At 67.9% G+C, this 15,060-nt stretch carries 15 protein-coding genes and 2 pseudogenes; 7 read left to right on the top strand and 10 right to left on the bottom strand.

Features of this window, described 5'->3' with window-relative positions:
- Positions 1–77 precede the first annotated feature (77 nt).
- Positions 78–1,139, top strand: a complete 1,062-nt coding sequence (locus ABT295_RS02605) for a DUF4192 domain-containing protein (protein ID WP_352392858.1) — start codon at positions 78–80, stop codon at positions 1,137–1,139.
- A 138-nt stretch (positions 1,140–1,277) separates the two neighbouring features.
- On the opposite strand, the gene ABT295_RS02600 is transcribed toward ABT295_RS02605, so the two are convergent.
- Positions 1,278–2,108, bottom strand: coding sequence for a hypothetical protein (locus tag ABT295_RS02600; protein WP_352392857.1), 831 nt, complete (start codon positions 2,106–2,108; stop codon positions 1,278–1,280).
- 266 nt (positions 2,109–2,374) lie between these two features.
- Between ABT295_RS02600 and ABT295_RS02595 the strand changes: the two genes are divergently transcribed.
- A complete protein-coding gene (locus ABT295_RS02595) occupies positions 2,375–2,755 on the top strand; it encodes a hypothetical protein (RefSeq protein WP_352392856.1) in 381 nt (126 codons plus the stop codon).
- Positions 2,756–2,778: 23 nt separating this feature from the next.
- Positions 2,779–4,230 (top strand): hypothetical protein, encoded by a 1,452-nt coding sequence (locus ABT295_RS02590; protein WP_352392855.1) that lies wholly within the window; start codon positions 2,779–2,781, stop codon positions 4,228–4,230.
- A 479-nt stretch (positions 4,231–4,709) separates the two neighbouring features.
- Here ABT295_RS02590 and ABT295_RS02585 read toward each other — a convergent pair whose 3' ends face one another.
- Both ABT295_RS02585 and ABT295_RS02580 read right to left on the bottom strand, forming a co-directional pair.
- On the bottom strand, positions 4,710–5,408 hold the full coding sequence (locus ABT295_RS02585; protein ID WP_352392854.1) for a cation efflux transmembrane domain-containing protein: 699 nt from the start codon (positions 5,406–5,408) through the stop codon (positions 4,710–4,712).
- Positions 5,409–5,413: 5 nt separating this feature from the next.
- On the bottom strand, positions 5,414–5,743 hold the full coding sequence (locus ABT295_RS02580; RefSeq protein ID WP_352392853.1) for an ArsR/SmtB family transcription factor: 330 nt from the start codon (positions 5,741–5,743) through the stop codon (positions 5,414–5,416).
- A 75-nt stretch (positions 5,744–5,818) separates the two neighbouring features.
- On the opposite strand from ABT295_RS02580, the pseudogene ABT295_RS02575 reads away from it, so the two are divergent.
- Positions 5,819–6,328: pseudogene (locus ABT295_RS02575) on the top strand (transposase); the annotation flags it as partial.
- Between the two features lie 126 nt (positions 6,329–6,454).
- Here the strand turns inward: ABT295_RS02575 and ABT295_RS02570 are convergent.
- The 3 genes from ABT295_RS02570 to ABT295_RS02560 all read right to left on the bottom strand — a co-directional run bounded on the left by ABT295_RS02570 (position 6,455) and on the right by ABT295_RS02560 (position 8,393).
- On the bottom strand, positions 6,455–6,970 hold the full coding sequence (locus ABT295_RS02570) for a hypothetical protein (RefSeq protein WP_352392852.1): 516 nt from the start codon (positions 6,968–6,970) through the stop codon (positions 6,455–6,457).
- Positions 6,971–7,062: 92 nt separating this feature from the next.
- Positions 7,063–7,422: a hypothetical protein gene (locus tag ABT295_RS02565; RefSeq protein ID WP_352392851.1), complete on the bottom strand. Its 360-nt coding sequence runs from the start codon at positions 7,420–7,422 to the stop codon at positions 7,063–7,065.
- A gap of 116 nt (positions 7,423–7,538) precedes the next feature.
- A complete protein-coding gene (locus ABT295_RS02560; RefSeq protein ID WP_352394677.1) occupies positions 7,539–8,393 on the bottom strand; it encodes a phosphotransferase enzyme family protein in 855 nt (284 codons plus the stop codon).
- A 219-nt stretch (positions 8,394–8,612) separates the two neighbouring features.
- Between ABT295_RS02560 and ABT295_RS02555 the strand changes: the two genes are divergently transcribed.
- Positions 8,613–9,035 carry a hypothetical protein gene (locus ABT295_RS02555; RefSeq protein ID WP_352392850.1) on the top strand — a complete coding sequence of 141 codons (423 nt, stop codon included), beginning with the start codon at positions 8,613–8,615 and terminating at the stop codon, positions 9,033–9,035.
- 897 nt (positions 9,036–9,932) lie between these two features.
- On the opposite strand, the gene ABT295_RS02550 is transcribed toward ABT295_RS02555, so the two are convergent.
- Positions 9,933–10,232: a trypco2 family protein gene (locus ABT295_RS02550; RefSeq protein ID WP_352392849.1), complete on the bottom strand. Its 300-nt coding sequence runs from the start codon at positions 10,230–10,232 to the stop codon at positions 9,933–9,935.
- 328 nt (positions 10,233–10,560) lie between these two features.
- On the opposite strand from ABT295_RS02550, the gene ABT295_RS02545 reads away from it, so the two are divergent.
- Together ABT295_RS02545 and ABT295_RS02540 are read left to right on the top strand one after the other, a co-directional pair.
- Entirely contained in the window at positions 10,561–11,073 is a 513-nt protein-coding gene (locus ABT295_RS02545) for a SigE family RNA polymerase sigma factor (RefSeq protein WP_352392848.1), read from the top strand.
- Entirely contained in the window at positions 11,063–11,740 is a 678-nt protein-coding gene (locus ABT295_RS02540) for a hypothetical protein (RefSeq protein ID WP_352392847.1), read from the top strand. Before ABT295_RS02545 ends, ABT295_RS02540 begins: the two co-directional genes overlap by 11 nt.
- Positions 11,741–12,186: 446 nt before the next feature.
- Here ABT295_RS02540 and ABT295_RS02535 read toward each other — a convergent pair whose 3' ends face one another.
- From ABT295_RS02535 to ABT295_RS02525, 3 genes and pseudogenes are all read right to left on the bottom strand, one after another.
- Positions 12,187–13,362 carry a tyrosine-type recombinase/integrase gene (locus ABT295_RS02535; protein WP_352392846.1) on the bottom strand — a complete coding sequence of 392 codons (1,176 nt, stop codon included), beginning with the start codon at positions 13,360–13,362 and terminating at the stop codon, positions 12,187–12,189.
- Positions 13,363–13,573: 211 nt separating this feature from the next.
- Positions 13,574–13,915, bottom strand: a pseudogene (locus ABT295_RS02530) (tyrosine-type recombinase/integrase); the annotation flags it as partial.
- Between the two features lie 150 nt (positions 13,916–14,065).
- Entirely contained in the window at positions 14,066–14,893 is an 828-nt protein-coding gene (locus ABT295_RS02525) for a MarR family winged helix-turn-helix transcriptional regulator (protein WP_352392845.1), read from the bottom strand.
- Positions 14,894–15,060 lie beyond the last annotated feature (167 nt).

Raw genomic sequence — 15,060 nt, 5'->3', positions numbered from 1 at the left:
CTGGGCGTGACGTGATCGTCGAGGCCCCCCGACGCGGCTTTGGTAGGCGACTGTGCGGCTAGGCGAAGGAGGGCATTGTGAGCCGGGAGAACCTCGTGTTGCACAGCATGAGCGAGGTGGTTGCAGCGGTCCCGCACTTCTTGGGAGTGCACCCGCAGGACTCCCTCGTGGTCGTCCCCGAGGTGACCGGGAGGGCGCCGGTCGCGAGAGTGAACCTCCCGCGCGGGGTCGCCCAGACAGTGGCGGTTGCCAGAGAGCTCGCCCGGGCGTATGCCGGAGCGGGCGTCGGGGTCGTGCTGCTCGCCTATACCGACCAGCCGGACCTGGCGCGCGAGGTGTGCGACACCGTCCGGGAGCGGCTCGAACCGGCGATACCGGTGATCGGCTCCGTGGCGGTCGACGGCGACGGGTGGGCGCGGCTGGACGGACCGAACCGCGGGGAGGTGACGCAGAGCGACCGGGACCTTATGACGGCGGAGTTCCTCGTATTGGAGCGTCCGACTCCCTTCGCGACCCCGGGGGAGCTGCGGCAGGCTTACGCCCCCGGTCAGCAGGTTCCGGGCGCGGTGATGGTTCTCGCGTCCGAGCGCGCGGCAGAGGCCGCGCGCAGCGACCGCGCCGGCTTCGTCGAGCGGGCTTGGATCACCACCACGCTGGCGCGAGCGGCGGCCGGCCGCACCGTCCTGTCGGACCCTGATGCGGCACGCCTGATCGCCGACGTGCAGCACATCCCGCTCCGGGATCATGCCTGGGCGTCGATGGAACGCGAGACGGCATCCCGTCACGCCGAGCTGTGGCGAGACCTGCTGACGCGGTGCCCTCAAAGCCGCACGTCGGCCGAAGCACCCGTGTCGTCAGTGGCGTCGTTGACCGCGTTCGCGCACTGGCTTGACGGAGACGCTCTTAAAGCACGCGTTGCCCTGGACCGCGTCCCGGCGGGGACTGCGTACGAGATGGCCCGCCTCATCGAGGTGGCCCTGGAGCTCGGAATGGACCCACGGACCTGGACCGTCCCGGACGACCGGGACGGACCAAGGCTTGACCCGTCGGGATTGTCCACGTCTGAAGGGCTGCGCCGCGCGCCGCGCGAGGCCCCGAAGCCCCCAGCCGGCCGCGGTCCTGGCAGACCACACCGGTGAAACACGGTGAGAGCGCCGGCACTGCCGCGCCGGCGCTCTCGTGATGACGCTCGCTGGTGCCGATGCGGTGACTGTGGGCGCGAACTCCAAACGGCAGTCCGCGCCGGACCACGCGCTCGTCGTCGCTGAAGTCGCCTGTCAGGGTCGCGTCCACCCGACAAGTGGACGAGACGGCTGCAGGGAGGCGTGAGCGAGCCCGAGGGCGTGGACCCGTTCAAACGTGGCGGCCGAGGAGGACTGCCGCAGCAGCACGTCAGTCAACGCCGGCGCCAGACCTGCGCGAGCGACCTCCGCATCCCCGACGGTCTGCAGCCGCGAGGCCCACGCCTTCTCCCACCGGGGTGCGAGGTAGCTGAATCCGACAACGGCCGCACTCAACGCGCCGGACAGGACAGCCTCGAGCGTGCCGCTGCCGACGCCTTGGCCCAGGGCGATCAGGCCCACCACGAACCGTGCCCGCCACATCAGGTCCACTAGCGGCAGACGCCCGCCGGTCGCGCCAACGGCCCAGGCGAGGCCGCGCAGGAATCGCCACGGGACGGTCCACAGCCGCACCGCCAATTCCGACCGGAGCGCCCCGACCCTGACGAGACCCGCCGCGTGAGCGATCACCGCGGCCGCCTGTTCCGCCGAGAGCCGGCCCCGACGGACCTGGGACACCAGTTCCGCCGTGACGAGGACGGACCGGTGGCCGGCCCCTGTCGCGCCGACCGTCCGTCCTCCGGGCCAAAGGTATAGGTGAACCAGCGGCGGCCCCAGCCCCCTTTGACAGAGCAGGACGATCGCCGGAGCCAATGCGGCGGCCTCGGCTGGCGTCAACGCACGCGCACCGAGCAGCGCCCGCACCGCGGCGGGTTCGCCGGTCCCGGCGAGCAGAGCGACCGCCAAGACCAGAACGCCGAGGAAGACGACCCAACCGAGTGGGCCCGGCAGCAGCGAAGCTAGCGCCGCCGTCACAACGGTGCTCACGGCTATGCCCGGCGTCCGCGCCAACAGCTTCGTCAGAGGTCCTCCCATGACACCCACCCCCAAGCTGAGCGACCACGCCGGGACGAGCGGTCGTGCTCCGGCTGATCGTCAGCAGACGGCCGCCCGGCTTTTGTCCGTGAGACCAGTGTCCGACAACCCGCCGACACCCCTGTGAGTTATCCACAGGCTGGCGCCGGGGCGGCTCGCGAGGCCGACTGTCTGCGTGGATGCAACGGCATTCAGATCCGATGACGAGGGGACGCGCCATGACGTCGAAAACGGAGACCACGACGGACAACGACGGACTCGCGGTGATCAGCACGGTGGCCCATCTTCTGGACCGTGCGGCGGATTGCTGCCTGAGCCTCCTGGGTGCTGACCCGCCGCCGAAGCTCGAGGAGTCCTTCGCCTTTTCGGACCTCGGCCTGGGCGCCGCGATCGCCGCCATCCAAGCACGTGGGCTCCTGCCCGCTGACTTCGAGCACGCCGACGCCGCGCTCGACGGCTCGCGCACAGGCCTGGGCGACCCGCTCGAGCTGGTGCGGGCGGCGGATGCCCTTGCCCGAACGGTCCCGATCGAGGCGCTGCTCGCAGACGGCAGCCGCCTCACCGTCGCGCTCGGCGACCTGCTCCGAGAGCACGGCTGATGCCCGTCCAAGAGGGCCGCAGCGTGGGGGAGCTGCTGCTGGACAGCGATCTGCTCCTGCGCGAGATGCTCATGGACACCCATCTGATGGACGGCCGGGTCATGGTCCGGACGTGGGGCGAGGTCGTCGAAGCCGCCGCCGACCTGTGGCGCGCGTTCCCCCAACCGTCACCACGCGCAGGCCAATCCGCGCACCTGGATGCTGGTCAGGTCCTGATGGAGCAGCTCCAGACCATGAACAACAACCTGATGAAGGCCGGCCGAGGGCACCGGTGGCCCGGGACTGGCCCCGGCGACAACCGGCTGCTCACGGTGTGCGAGAACCTCACGACAGCAGCTGCACTGTTGCCGCGTCGCCGCACCGATGTCCGCCCGATGCGCCCCGAAGTCGCAGCGGACCTCGACGCCGCCAAGGCACGGTTGATGCACGTCCTCTATATCGGCGCGCACGGGGTGCAGATCGCTCTGAACCGCGACCTACGCCAACCCACCGCCATGCCCGCGACCAGGCGCGCCCCGCTACCGGCCGAGTCACTGAAGCGCACCGCCGAGGCACGCGACCGAATAGCCGCCTTCGAACAGCTCGCCGGCTCCTACGTCGCCGCCACCTTCCCCACCGCGTTGCACGGCGAACACAAACCACCACCCGAACCGGATCGGCTGCGGCAGGCGCTGGCCACGTGGGACATCCAAGCCCACCGCGCCTTATCCGGCGATCCGCTCGCCGGGACGATCGCGCTCATCGCGCAGACCCAGGCGCACGCCGCCTTCGCCAGCCAGATACTCCTGCGCGCCGGCGCCGTGCTCGGCGCAATCGGACACGGCGATTACCGCACGAGGCTCGCGCCGGCGCTGGAATCCGCCCAAGCGAGCTGGGTCGGGCTCGCGACCGTGTGGGCCGAGCTCGCCCCGCACCGCGGACGCCGACACAGTGATGACCTGATCCACGCGGCCAGCGACATTCGCGCCGCGACGCGCCAGATCATTTACGACAGCTCCGGCGCGGCGAGCATCGAGGTCCTCGCAGCCACGGTCGACCTGAAGAAGGTGTCCCGGACACTGCAACTCGGACTCACCACCGCGGCGGATCTCGCCTACGCCCTCCGAGAATCCTCTACGGATCCAAACGTGCTCGGGGCGGCCCGCGCCGTCAACGCCATGGCGATGACGTTGGAGGCGAGCGGCCCGTACGGCAACGCCTCCACCACGTCGTGGGTACGGCCAGTGGACCACCTCCACGACCGCACTGTCCCGCTCCCCGACATCGTCCGGAAATCGCTCATACGAGCAGCAGACCGGGCCGTAGAAGGAGCCAAGGCAGCAGCCGGAGCCGCTGTCTACCTCGGCGCCCCCGACGGTATGAAGGGAGGGGCAACATCAGGCCCCCAACGCGCCGCCGCGAGCCGAGCCTGGGCGCCGGCGCAGTTCCTGCCGGCCGTCTCGACCTTGCGCAAGGCGTCGGTCTCTGCCCGCTGAGCCTCGAGCAGGCGCTGCCGCGCTCCGGCGTCTACAGGGTGTCGCATGGGAGGTTTTTCTTGTCGGTTCCTCAGGGTCCCAAGACGCAGCTTCACGGGTCACTGCTGGCGGCGCGGTTGGCGTCAGCAGCTTCGTGGGCAGTCACTGCTGCACGACAGCGGCGTCGGTCTCGATGACGTAGGTTTCGAGCGTGTCGCACGTGCCACACGAAGAACACATCCACGGACCGACCCTAACGGGGCCGGCGTCCCACCCGAGCAGACTGCGAGCGGCATGGTCGGACGTCGTCCGACGAGCGGCATGGTCGGACGTCGTCCGACGAGCGGCATGGTCGGACGCCAGTCCGACGAGCGGCATGGTCGGACGTCGTCCGACGAGCGGCATGGTCGGACGCCAGTCCGACGAGCGGCATGGTCGGACGCCCGTCCGACGAGCGGCAGATCCGGGCGATGCGCAGCCCGCGTGAAGTCGTGCGGTGGTCAGCTGCTGCAGCACCCGTCGTCGCAGGTTGCGGGAGGGTTCTGGGTGTCCTGGAGGACGGCTGCGTTCGGCGCGCAGCAGTTGTCGCCCTGCCACGCCTGCCAGCCCTCCCGGAGGGCGACGGCGGCGATGACCAGTCCGGCGGCGGGGTCGGCCCAGGACCACCCGAAGAGGGTGTTCAGGCCCAGGCCGAGCAGGAGCACCGCCGAAAGGTATGTGCAGAGCAAGGTCTGCTTGGAGTCAGCCACCGCGGATCGCGAGCCTAGCTCGCGACCTGCACGCCGCTGGGCATACGACAGCACCGGCATCACGGCCAGGCTTGCCGCGGCCAGCACGAGTCCGATGGTGGAGTGTTCGGCCGCGGCCGTGCCCGTCAGGGCGCGCACCGACTCGACGGTCACGTAGGCGGCCAGCGCGAAGAACGAGCAGGCGATGAGCCGCAACGCGACCTTCTCGCGGGCCTCGGGGTCGCGGCCGGAGAACTGCCACGCGACGGCTGCGGCCGAGGAGACCTCGATGACCGAGTCGAGCCCGAACCCGATCAGCGCCGTGGAGGACGCGGCTCGCCCGGCCCAGAGCGCGATCACCGCCTCGAGGACGTTGTAGGTGATCGTGGCGGCCACCAGCAGCCGGATCCGACGCGTCAGAACCGCGCGTCGCGCCGCGGCCGAGGGCGTGGTCAGCGATATCGCGGTCATCGATCTCAGCCCACCTTCTCGCACACGTCGACCGGCGCACACAGCGGGTCGACCGCCAGCACGACACCGAGCAGGTCACTCAAGGCGTGACCGAGCCGGGCATCGGCAAGCTCGTAACGAGTGCGCCTCCCCTCAGGGACGGCCACGACCAATCCGCACCCGCGCAAGCACGCGAGATGGTTCGACACGCCCTGCCGCGAGACCGACAGGACCTCGGCAAGGTCGCTCGGGTAAGCCGGCGCCTCCCGCAGGGCCAGCATGATCCGTGCCCGGGTCGGGTCCGAGACGGCATGCCCGAAACGGGCCAGAACATCGCTAGCGATGACGGTCTCCATTCCGGCAACGGTATATGCTGCGCTGTATTCAGCCAAGCGTGTATCCACTTCCTGCGTGAGCCGCCACGCCACCAACCTGTCGCCTCATGGCAGCGCTGCCGCACCCACTACACCGTCAACCTCATGGCGGTGTGTCCGAAGCACGCCTGGGGCGGGGTCAAGGCGATGCTGCACTCGGTCTTCGAGCAGGTCGACCCTGACGCCGTGAACGGCCAGTACGACAAGCTGCTGGACCACACCGCGACCCTGCCCGAGGTCCAGGCTCACCTCGACGCCGCCCGCGAGGAGGTCCTCGAGTTCACCCCGTTCCCGAACGGGCTGTGGCGCCAGATCTGGTCGAACAACCCGAACGAACGCCTCAACCGCGAGATCCGCCGCCGCACCGACGTCGTCGGCATCTTCCCCGACCGGGCCTCCGTCATCCGCCTCGGCGGCGCCGTCCTGGCCGAGCAGAACGACGAATGGGCCGACGGCCGTCGCTACCTCGGCCTCGAAATCCTGAGCAAAGCCCGACTCACCATCATCCCCGCCACCAGCACCGACCCAAGTGAGGAGCCCACCACCGCAAGCACTCTCAGCGCTTGACAACCTTCAACGACGGATCACCGTCGTACACCAACGCTATGGACTCAACTCTAGTGATCTTCGGCAGGGCCCGAGTTTGACGAATCGCCCGTCCAGGGGCCGCGCTCCTGATTGTCGTGACAGCGTCTACGTGGCTTGCGCGGGAATTGTCAGGTCGATCGAGTCGATGACAGCGCGAGTGGGCTTGGTCCGATCCACGCCACTCGGTGCCTTCAGCACGATGGACACCGGACTGGGAGCCATATCGCAGCCTTCGTTGGGGGGCTCGAGATAGGGCTTGGTCCGAATGATGATCGACCCATCTCGCACCGCGACAGATACCGGCATTGCCGGGCATCCGGCGTGTCCAGCCGTAACAAGCAAAAGGGTGCCGTCGGCCCGCCATGAGGCAGTGGCACTGAAAGGCCCATTCGCTCCCGGCACCGCGTTGGTCACCATGTCCGCGGGCCAGGGCGTGGGACCGGGCGACCAGCTCAGAACTGCGGAAGGAACTTGAGACAGGTAGCCAGGATCGCTCGACGCTTGCGTGCCGGTGACGACGCTTCCTGCCTCGGAGCCGTCCGTGCAGGCGCTCCCCGTCATGGCGAGCATCGCTGCGGTGAACCCAGCGACCATCGCTCTCGACGGAAGCTGGAGGCTCATAGCACCAGTGTGACCCAGATCCCCGCGCTCGGCTGCCGCTGCACAGGCGCGCAATTGCCGCCACAGCGGCATGAGCGAGCATCGCTACGGCGTCAGCGGAACGTAATGCTCTTTCCCCGAAGCTCGTTCATCCGCTTCCGCGCGGCACTCTCTCGTGGGCTAAGCGGCTCGCCGTTCGCATCGTTCCCGATGAGCCAGACGAGCCCCTTGCGCAGAGGTTCGTTCGGCGCAGCCGAGGCATGGCCGACGAGGGCTACGGCGTAGAGACCGGAGCCGGCGACCTCCTGTTGAGCCCATTGCGCCACGCCGAGCAGGTCCGCGTCTTCGACGTCGTAGGTCCACGTCGTCCAGGACGTGTCCGGATGCTCACCGCCGCGGAAGAGATAGACCCGGAACACGGGGTTGTGGTCCTCCCACGAGCTGTCCCGCTCATCAACCTCGCGAATGCGCATGATGCACGGTACTTCCGCGGAGCAGTGCGGGCCGGTCGTCCGCCCGCCGGGTCGCGGCATGGTCGGACGTCGTCCGACGAGCGGCAGAAGCGGACGTTTGGCACGGACGTTCAGGGCTAGGTGAGTGTGACTTCCTCGAGTCCGCGCCGGGCACGGTCGAGGCCGTTCTGGTTCTCCAGCTGGTCTTCAATACCGACCAGGTTGTTGCCGGCCGGACGCCACGCGAAGTAGGCGCCTTGGACTGCCCACCGGAATCTGCGAAAGGAATCCAGCCGGTCCAACTCGTCCGGACCCAGCGGGCCGTGTCCTTGGTAAGCCTCCAAGAAGGCCGACGCCTCGCGTGGGCCACCGAGATACATGACGGCCGACGCCACGTCGTAGAGAACCGGACCGCGCCGGGCTCCGGCCCAGTCGATCAGACCGGTAGCCCCGGTGTCCTCGTCGTGGACGAAGGCTTCCGGGGCCGGGTCACTATGAATGATCGACCACGAGAGCGTCATCGGATTCGTCTCTGCCCGGACTACCGCGATGGCCTGGACGAGCCAAGGGTGGGTCGCCACTCCTGGCAGTTGGGGTGAGAGCCAGTCGGGCAAGAACGTGGCTGTGGTGCCGCCGGGGCCGGGGTGGCCAGCGAGATGGACACACGCCAGGGTGGCGCCCATCCAGCGCTGCTCCTGGTCTGTCTCGCCTCTCAGCTCCCGGCCCGGCACGTGTTCCAGGAGCGCCAGGCCGTGCTCCCTGACCGTGAGCCGTCCGTCGATGGTTGGGACGGGCCGACCGGTGATGATGCCGTCGTCGGCAAGAGCCGCGGCTACCTCGCAGCCTGCGAGGAGCTCTGCGATCTGGGTCGGAAGAACCTTCTTGGCCACAAACCTCAGTCCGCCGTCCTCGACCAGCCACGTCTTTGAGCTCATGCCGCCACTCAGTGGCTTCAGCGCCGGGCTCCGCAAACCCCAAAACCGATGCAGCACCTCCACCACGTCCGTCACGAAGTCAACCTCTCACGCGGACCAGACCTGCATGCGTGCAGCACCGGGCTGAGGTTCGTGACCGCGCTGACCGCGGAATGGTCGGACGCCGTCCAACGAGCGGCAAATCCGGCTGTGTTCGACCACCGCGCGTGGGGCTGTCTCGGCTACGTTGCGCGGGTGAGATCCGTGAACGCGAGATCCGGCCGGCGGGATGTCCGCGTGACAGACTTCGAAGGCGTGTCCATCGAGCCTGGCCGGGGAATCCGTGACGGGGTCGGGCCCTATGAGTTTTTCACCCCTGACGGTGCGCACGTATACCTGCACGACGCCGACTTCCTCGAGCTCACTTGGCTCCCGTACGCAACGCTGCGCTTCTTCTTCAGCTACGACGGGGAGACGGCGCCCCTGTACGGAGCCAAAGACACCCCCGTCATCGAGTTGTCGTTTTCCCAAGTCGAGGTGCAGGCCTGGGAGACCGACATCGACGCTCTCGCAGAATCCGAGCACGACGGCCAGATCTCGACATTCTCTTGGGACAGCGCCGACGGATTCGACGTGATCACCTACACCTTGCACGTGTCGTTCGCGGCAGCTCGCATGCAGGCACGACTACTGGCAGCAGTCCCGCACGGCGTCGGCTGACATCTCGTCGACGGGCACCCGCATCACTGGCGAGGCCGGCCGTTCGGATGGACGAATGCCCACACCGCGGCATGGTCGGACGCCCGTCCGACGAGCGGCATGGTCGGACGTCGTCCGACGAGCGGCATGGGGGTGCGCTTCGCGGCGCACTCAGAGCGGGTGAAGGAACCCCGACACCTCCCGCTGAGGAGTGAGTTCCACGGACCCGGCCCGGCTTGAACGGGCAGCCACCCTCACCTGACAGCGGGCCGGACGCACCCTTACCGGGTAGATGCGCCTTGGGCGGGTTCGCGATCAGTCTACGGTTCTGAGCCCTTCGCGTATCGGCCTCTCAGCGAGCCGGACAGCGGCAAGTTCGGACGCCCTTCCGACGAGCCTGATGAGCGCCTCTAGACCGGCTTCCCGCTTGGTCCCTGGTGGTGACGCCAAAGGCGCCAGACCTCTTGGGCGACGTGGGCGTATCGCTCCAGAGGGCCGGCGGTAGCGACCCCGAACCATTGCCCGAAGGTTTCGTGGGTTATGGCTGCCACATCCCTAGGGCCCGCCGCATTTGGCAACGCGATGACGATCGTTTCGGCCTCAGCGTCGTATTCGTCCGTGTTCGTCCCGAGGGCGATCCCCACAGGGTCGGCCTCAAACAGCGCCGCTGAGATCGCGTCGACGAGTTCGCGCTGAGTGGCTGTCTGCGCTAGCCGGTGCTGCTTCGCTACGCGCACTTGGTCTTGGATGCGGTCCCACTCGACCTCTTCTGGCGTGCGCTTATCGCGACGTGACCACCACATGGAGGAAGCCTCTCATCGGTAGGGGTAACGTCCTCAACTCGGCACCACCGACAAGTGGCGTGGTTGGAGGTGGTCCGATGACCGGCACGGTCGGGCGATCCCCGCGTTGCCGTCACTACATGCCGCCTCCGAGCATGTCGGTTCCGTATGGCGAGAGACCCACCGAGATCTTGACCATGTCAGCCTTCGCGACGTTCCCGCCGGCCTCTACGACCCATGCGCGGACCTTCCCGCCGCCGTCGCGCGTGAGGCTCACGCTGAGCTCGAGTTGCGCGTGGCTCCACCCGATGATGTGTCCGTCCGGGTGCGCGTCCCCGCTGGCCTTTGCCACGCGGAATGAGTCGGCCACCTCCGCGAGTACCTCTGCTAGAGGGAGGCGGCCGTCGGGCTGTTCGTCGTTCGTGCTGTCAGTCATCCCCCGAGTGTGAGAGGAAGACCCGACTCTCTTCCGTAACGACACGATCCTTTCGCCCCGGCTGGACCGGTTGCGGCATGGTCGGACGCCGTCCGACGAGCGGCAAATCCGGTAAACGTCTCGTCCGAGTCTGGCGATTATCGTCGCCCTCAGGGCGTGAGCCTGAGGGCAAAGGTGGACATGATGGCCAAGCATTGCCCGGAAAGGCACGGCACTCGCTGAGTCACCAAGTTGCGTGGCGCGGGGGCAGGCTTGCTGCAACCAATTGGGGCTCGTGGCCGTATAGGGGTGTCAGGTTCGCTGGGAAGGTCACGGGAGATGAGGGCTGATGCGGGGATCGGTACAGAGGGAGCGTGACGCGTCGTTCACGGCCTTCATGAGCGGTGCCCAACCCTCACTGCTTCGGACTGCCTATTTCCTGTGCGGGGACGCGGACCTTGCCCGGGAGCTGGTTCAAGACGCTTTCGTCCGCACGTACTTGGCGTGGCCGAAGGTGCGCCAAGAGACCGCGTTGGCCTATGCCCGCCGGATCTTGGTGAACGGTCGGGCCGATCATGGCCGGCGGGTCCGACGTGAGGTGCCCAGCCCCGTCCTGCGTGAGGTGCGGGTCGAGGCCGACACCTCACATGTGGAGCGGGAACATCTCGTAGAACTGCTCGCCCAGCTGCCCGAGCAGCAACGCAAGGTAGTCGTCCTGCGGTACTGCGCCGACCTGTCCGAGCGGCAGACCGCGGACCTGGTGGGCCTGTCGGTGGGCGGGGTGAAGTCCGCGGCCTCGCGCGGGCTCGCCGCGCTCCGTCAACTAGCCATCTCGAGCGAAGGAAGAGTCCATGAGCACTGACGTCGAAGCGTTCGTTCGCCACGTCTTCACCGACAGCGAGATCCCCGCCCCTGAGGTGGACCCCGGTGACGTTGTGGCCATCGGTCATCGAGTGCGCCGCGTCCGACGGCGCCGAGCGGTCCTGGCTGGAGTCGCGGCCACGGGTCTGGTCGGCTTCGGGGTCGCCCAGGCGCTGGTCCCCGCGACTGGCACGCCGCTGACCCCGTTGGTCTGGGCCGCCGGTGAAGGAAAGCCGGGCAGCGAGGCCGGCGCGTGGGTCACCACGGCGAACGGGCACCGTTACGTCATCTCCATCCGCGACGCCTACCTCGGCGATCGCAGCACGTTCGTCCTTTCGCGACTGAACCCGGACGGGTCTGAAAAGGTCCTGATGTCTGCCGGAGAAATCGGTGACGAGGAACTGCCAGCGGTGGGCTTCGCGGTCAGCACCGAACGTGGAGCGACATTCGCGCTCTTCCCGGCCGGCGCACATGACATCCAAGCCACCGACGATCAGACGTCAGAGCCGTTGGCAATCTCCACGATGAAGATCTCCAGCCCCCATGGAGGCCCCGACTACGTCGCGGTCGCGATGGACTCAGGTCGCCAAGACGGCGATTGGCTCCACCCATCGATCCGGTGGATCGATGGTCAGGGCAAAGCGCAGTCGTGGAACTGGCCGACGTAGGTCTGAAGGGTCCGACCGATCACCCGACCCCGATCTAGCTCCGACTCTGCGTCTAGCGCTCATCGGCAGTTCCGTACGCTCACGATCGAGTCCAGGTCACCAGCCAGAAGGACCACGTTGCGATTGCCCGCGCGCGGTCGGGTTCCCACCGAAGGCGTGTTGCGACAGCCTCTTCCGCGGCTCGCGACCTCAGCCACGGCCACGATAGGGAGGGACTGCTTACGGTCGGGCGGGAAGGCGTAGCGGTTGAAGGGCGGACTTGTCTCGGAGGTGGGGGATCAATCTGGCATCCGCCATTCGTGGTTGGAGCTCCGACGTTGGCGGCGGGGTAGCACGGTCAGCGGTCGCTGAGGTTCGCCCTACCCCACGCCCGTGTGCGGCAGCGACGACGACAACGCGTGAGAGCGTGTCGTGGCCGCCCAAGACGCTCCGCTCCGTTCATTAGCTCATTGAGTGCCCGCGGCGATGCGCGACAACGCGGCGGCGATCTCGGCGTCGCGGCCTTGGGCGGCGTGCTGGTATCGCAGAGCGGCCTGCGGTGTCGAGTGTCCGAGGCGGCCCATCAGCTCGGCCAGCGTCGCACCGGTTTGCGCGGCCAACGTGGCCCCGGTATGCCTCAGGTCGTGCCACCGAAGGTCGGGGCGGCCCGCAGCCTTCCGGGCAGGGTAGAATACCCGGTAGAGGGTGCTCGGCGCGATGTGCGAGACGCCGTCGGTGGCGGGGAACAGCAGCGCGTCCTTGCCGCGCGCTGGCATGGCCGCGACGTGAGTCTTGAGCATCGGCAGCAGGTGGGGCGGGATGGCGACGTCACGCACGCCGGCCTCGGACTTGGGGGAGCCGATCAGCTTCTGACCCTCGGCGCGCGCGACACCTCGGCGGACGTGGATCACGCCGTTGCTGAGGTCAAGGTCCTTCCGGCGTAGTTCGGTCGCCTCACCGAAGCGCAGCGCGCACCACGCGCACAGCAGCAGGAGCGGCCGGTACTTCGGGGGCATCGACGCCGTGATGACCTCGAGCTCTGTCAGGGTGGCCGGCCGGATGGTGCGGGCGCGCTTGGTCGTGCCGGCGCCACGGATGTGGCATGGGCTCGATGAGATCTTCTCGTCGACGAGCGCGGTGGAGAAGATGGTCCGCAGGAGCGAGTAGGCGTGCGAGCGAAGGGTGGGATGGTGGGGCTCGAGGTCGGCGTACCAGTCGCGGACCGATTCGCTGGTGACTGCCTTGAGCGGGACGCCAGCGAACGTCGGAAGGATGTGGCGGTCGAGGATCGAGCGGTAGTGCTCCCGGGTGCGGGGCTTGAGGTCGCGTCGTCGTAGCCACTTCTCGGCATACGTGCCCACGGTCTCGGCTTGCGGTGCGTCGCGCAGTCTCGTCGGGGGGCTCCACTCCTCGCGGCTGATTCTGCGGCGCTCGTCGGTGAGCCAAGCTTCGGCGTCGATCCGGGCGTCGAAGGTGTGCGGAGCGGTGTGACGTCGCATGTCGGGTCCGCGGTACTTGGCACGGTAACGCCCCGAGGGGAGTCGCTCGATGGCGCCGAACTGGCGCTTCGTCGTTGACACAGATTCGCCCTTCGTGGACCACACGTGGACCACCAGAGTACTTTTCCGGGCATCCGTGTCCACTCTAGGAATGCGACACTGTGCAACATCATCGCAGGTCAGAGCGCATATCGGCAGATCAGCCCAGATTTCACAAGACTGCTGGAATGACCTTCAAACCCAGTATCGCCCACCACCACGAGACAGCCCCTGACCAGCGGAGACGCCGGTTGGGGGCTGTTCTGTGTGATGGCCGGCTCGCTCTTGAGGGCCCGATGCTTGACTAACTGCTTGACTAAGCGTCCGTCTTCGGAACTGTGCGAGGGCTCTCGGGGACTCTGTGCGGCGCAGCGAAGAGGCGGTCCATCGCCTCAGTCCCTCGAGTCAGCACCGGGCGTAGCTGCTTGCGATAGACGGACTCGGTGACGGTCGTGCTGCGGTGCCCGACGAGGCGCGAGATATTCTCCAGCGGCACGCCGGCGTCCGACAGAAGCGAGACGAAACTGTGTCGCAGTTCCCGCGGAGTCCACGCCTGATCATCTCGACCGGCACCGCTCAACACGGCACGGAAAGATCGCCGAACATTGGCAGGGTCAAGCGGACGGCCGTCGCGAGTGCAGAACACGAGATCCTGGCGCCTGCCAGGCGACGCACGGGTCTTGGTGTCGCCTCCCTCCCGGACCGATCACCCCACCTGGATGCTGGGCGGACGAGGAGGATCGGTGTCGTCGAAGCCTTCGAGCTCGAGAGGGGTCCCCAGCGGCCAGGCAGGTTCTGGATCGAGTGGTTAGGTCTTTTGACCCCTGTCGGCCGGCCGCCACGCCGCGACCTCGGCGAACAGCTCTGCGATCGGTTCGCGTCTGTGCTCTATGCCCTGCATGACCGCGGCAACGGCTTGGATCCCCTCGGCTGTCGGTACGAGGACAACCGCCCTGCGGTCTTCAGGAACCACACCTCTGAGTCGGGTGGTGAACCCTTTCGCGCACAGCTGGTCGACGATGTACGCCGCTCCCGCACGCGACACCTCCAGTAGGGGGGCAAGCTCAGAGGGCCGTACACGGCCCTGCATCACGACCATGACGAGCGCTGCACGCTGACGGGCAGCGAGGAGCCCGTGGGTCGCCGCCTCAGGCATGAACCGCACGAGCAGAGCGCCTTCGTCACAGACGCGTCGCAGCAGGTCCAACGCATCCCCCGGCGCCGGAGGAAGCCGCGCTGAGCCGTTCGCTTGCATCCCTGCACTGATCTCAGCCGCCAAGCTTCTGCGGCGAACGAAGAAGTGGGCACTCGAAGACCGCAGTGCGTTCGCCCGCCGCTGACCAGTTCTGGTGAGGACGACCTCGACGACACGTCCGTCGGCAGCGGATCGGCGCGTTACGACCAGACCCCGAGTGCACAGGCGGGTAACCAGCCGCGTCACCGCACGCCGGTGAAGTCCGCTGACGTCCGAGAGCCGCCGCGTCGACACGGCCCCCTCGGCCGCGAGAGCAACCAGGGCAACCATCTCCTCGATCTCGGCCCAGTGAGTGCCGAAGCTGGCGTCGATCAGGTGAGTCAGCTCGTCGTTGAACTGACCCAGCAACTCGACGGCGCGGCCCAGCGCACCCGCGTCCACCGCCTGCTCACCCCGTTCTCATCATCGTCGGCCACCGCCACTCACCAGAGCCGTTCCCAATCGCCAGAGTCACACGCCGCGCAGCCTCCGTGAGCGCTGGCACCTGGCATCAGTCGTTCCGGTCCGGCCTCTGCAGGACTACGCCGCCGACGACCGACCCCACGAGC

This window comes from Terrabacter sp. NPDC000476 (assembly GCF_040300125.1).
Classification (GTDB): domain Bacteria; phylum Actinomycetota; class Actinomycetes; order Actinomycetales; family Dermatophilaceae; genus Terrabacter.
This window is presented reverse-complemented; position numbering and strand designations above follow the sequence as displayed.

Bases quoted from the DNA above. Each gene is read 5' to 3' on its own strand.
- ABT295_RS02595 (WP_352392856.1), top strand. From the start codon at position 2,375: ATGACGTCGAAAACGGAGACCACGACGGACAACGACGGACTCGCGGTG.
- ABT295_RS02580 (WP_352392853.1), bottom strand. From the start codon at position 5,743: ATGGAGACCGTCATCGCTAGCGATGTTCTGGCCCGTTTCGGGCATGCC.
- ABT295_RS02585 (WP_352392854.1), bottom strand. From the start codon at position 5,408: ATGACCGCGATATCGCTGACCACGCCCTCGGCCGCGGCGCGACGCGCG.
- ABT295_RS02565 (WP_352392851.1), bottom strand. From the start codon at position 7,422: ATGCGCATTCGCGAGGTTGATGAGCGGGACAGCTCGTGGGAGGACCAC.
- ABT295_RS02550 (WP_352392849.1), bottom strand. From the start codon at position 10,232: ATGACTGACAGCACGAACGACGAACAGCCCGACGGCCGCCTCCCTCTA.
- ABT295_RS02570 (WP_352392852.1), bottom strand. From the start codon at position 6,970: ATGAGCCTCCAGCTTCCGTCGAGAGCGATGGTCGCTGGGTTCACCGCA.
- ABT295_RS02545 (WP_352392848.1), top strand. From the start codon at position 10,561: ATGCGGGGATCGGTACAGAGGGAGCGTGACGCGTCGTTCACGGCCTTC.
- ABT295_RS02540 (WP_352392847.1), top strand. From the start codon at position 11,063: ATGAGCACTGACGTCGAAGCGTTCGTTCGCCACGTCTTCACCGACAGC.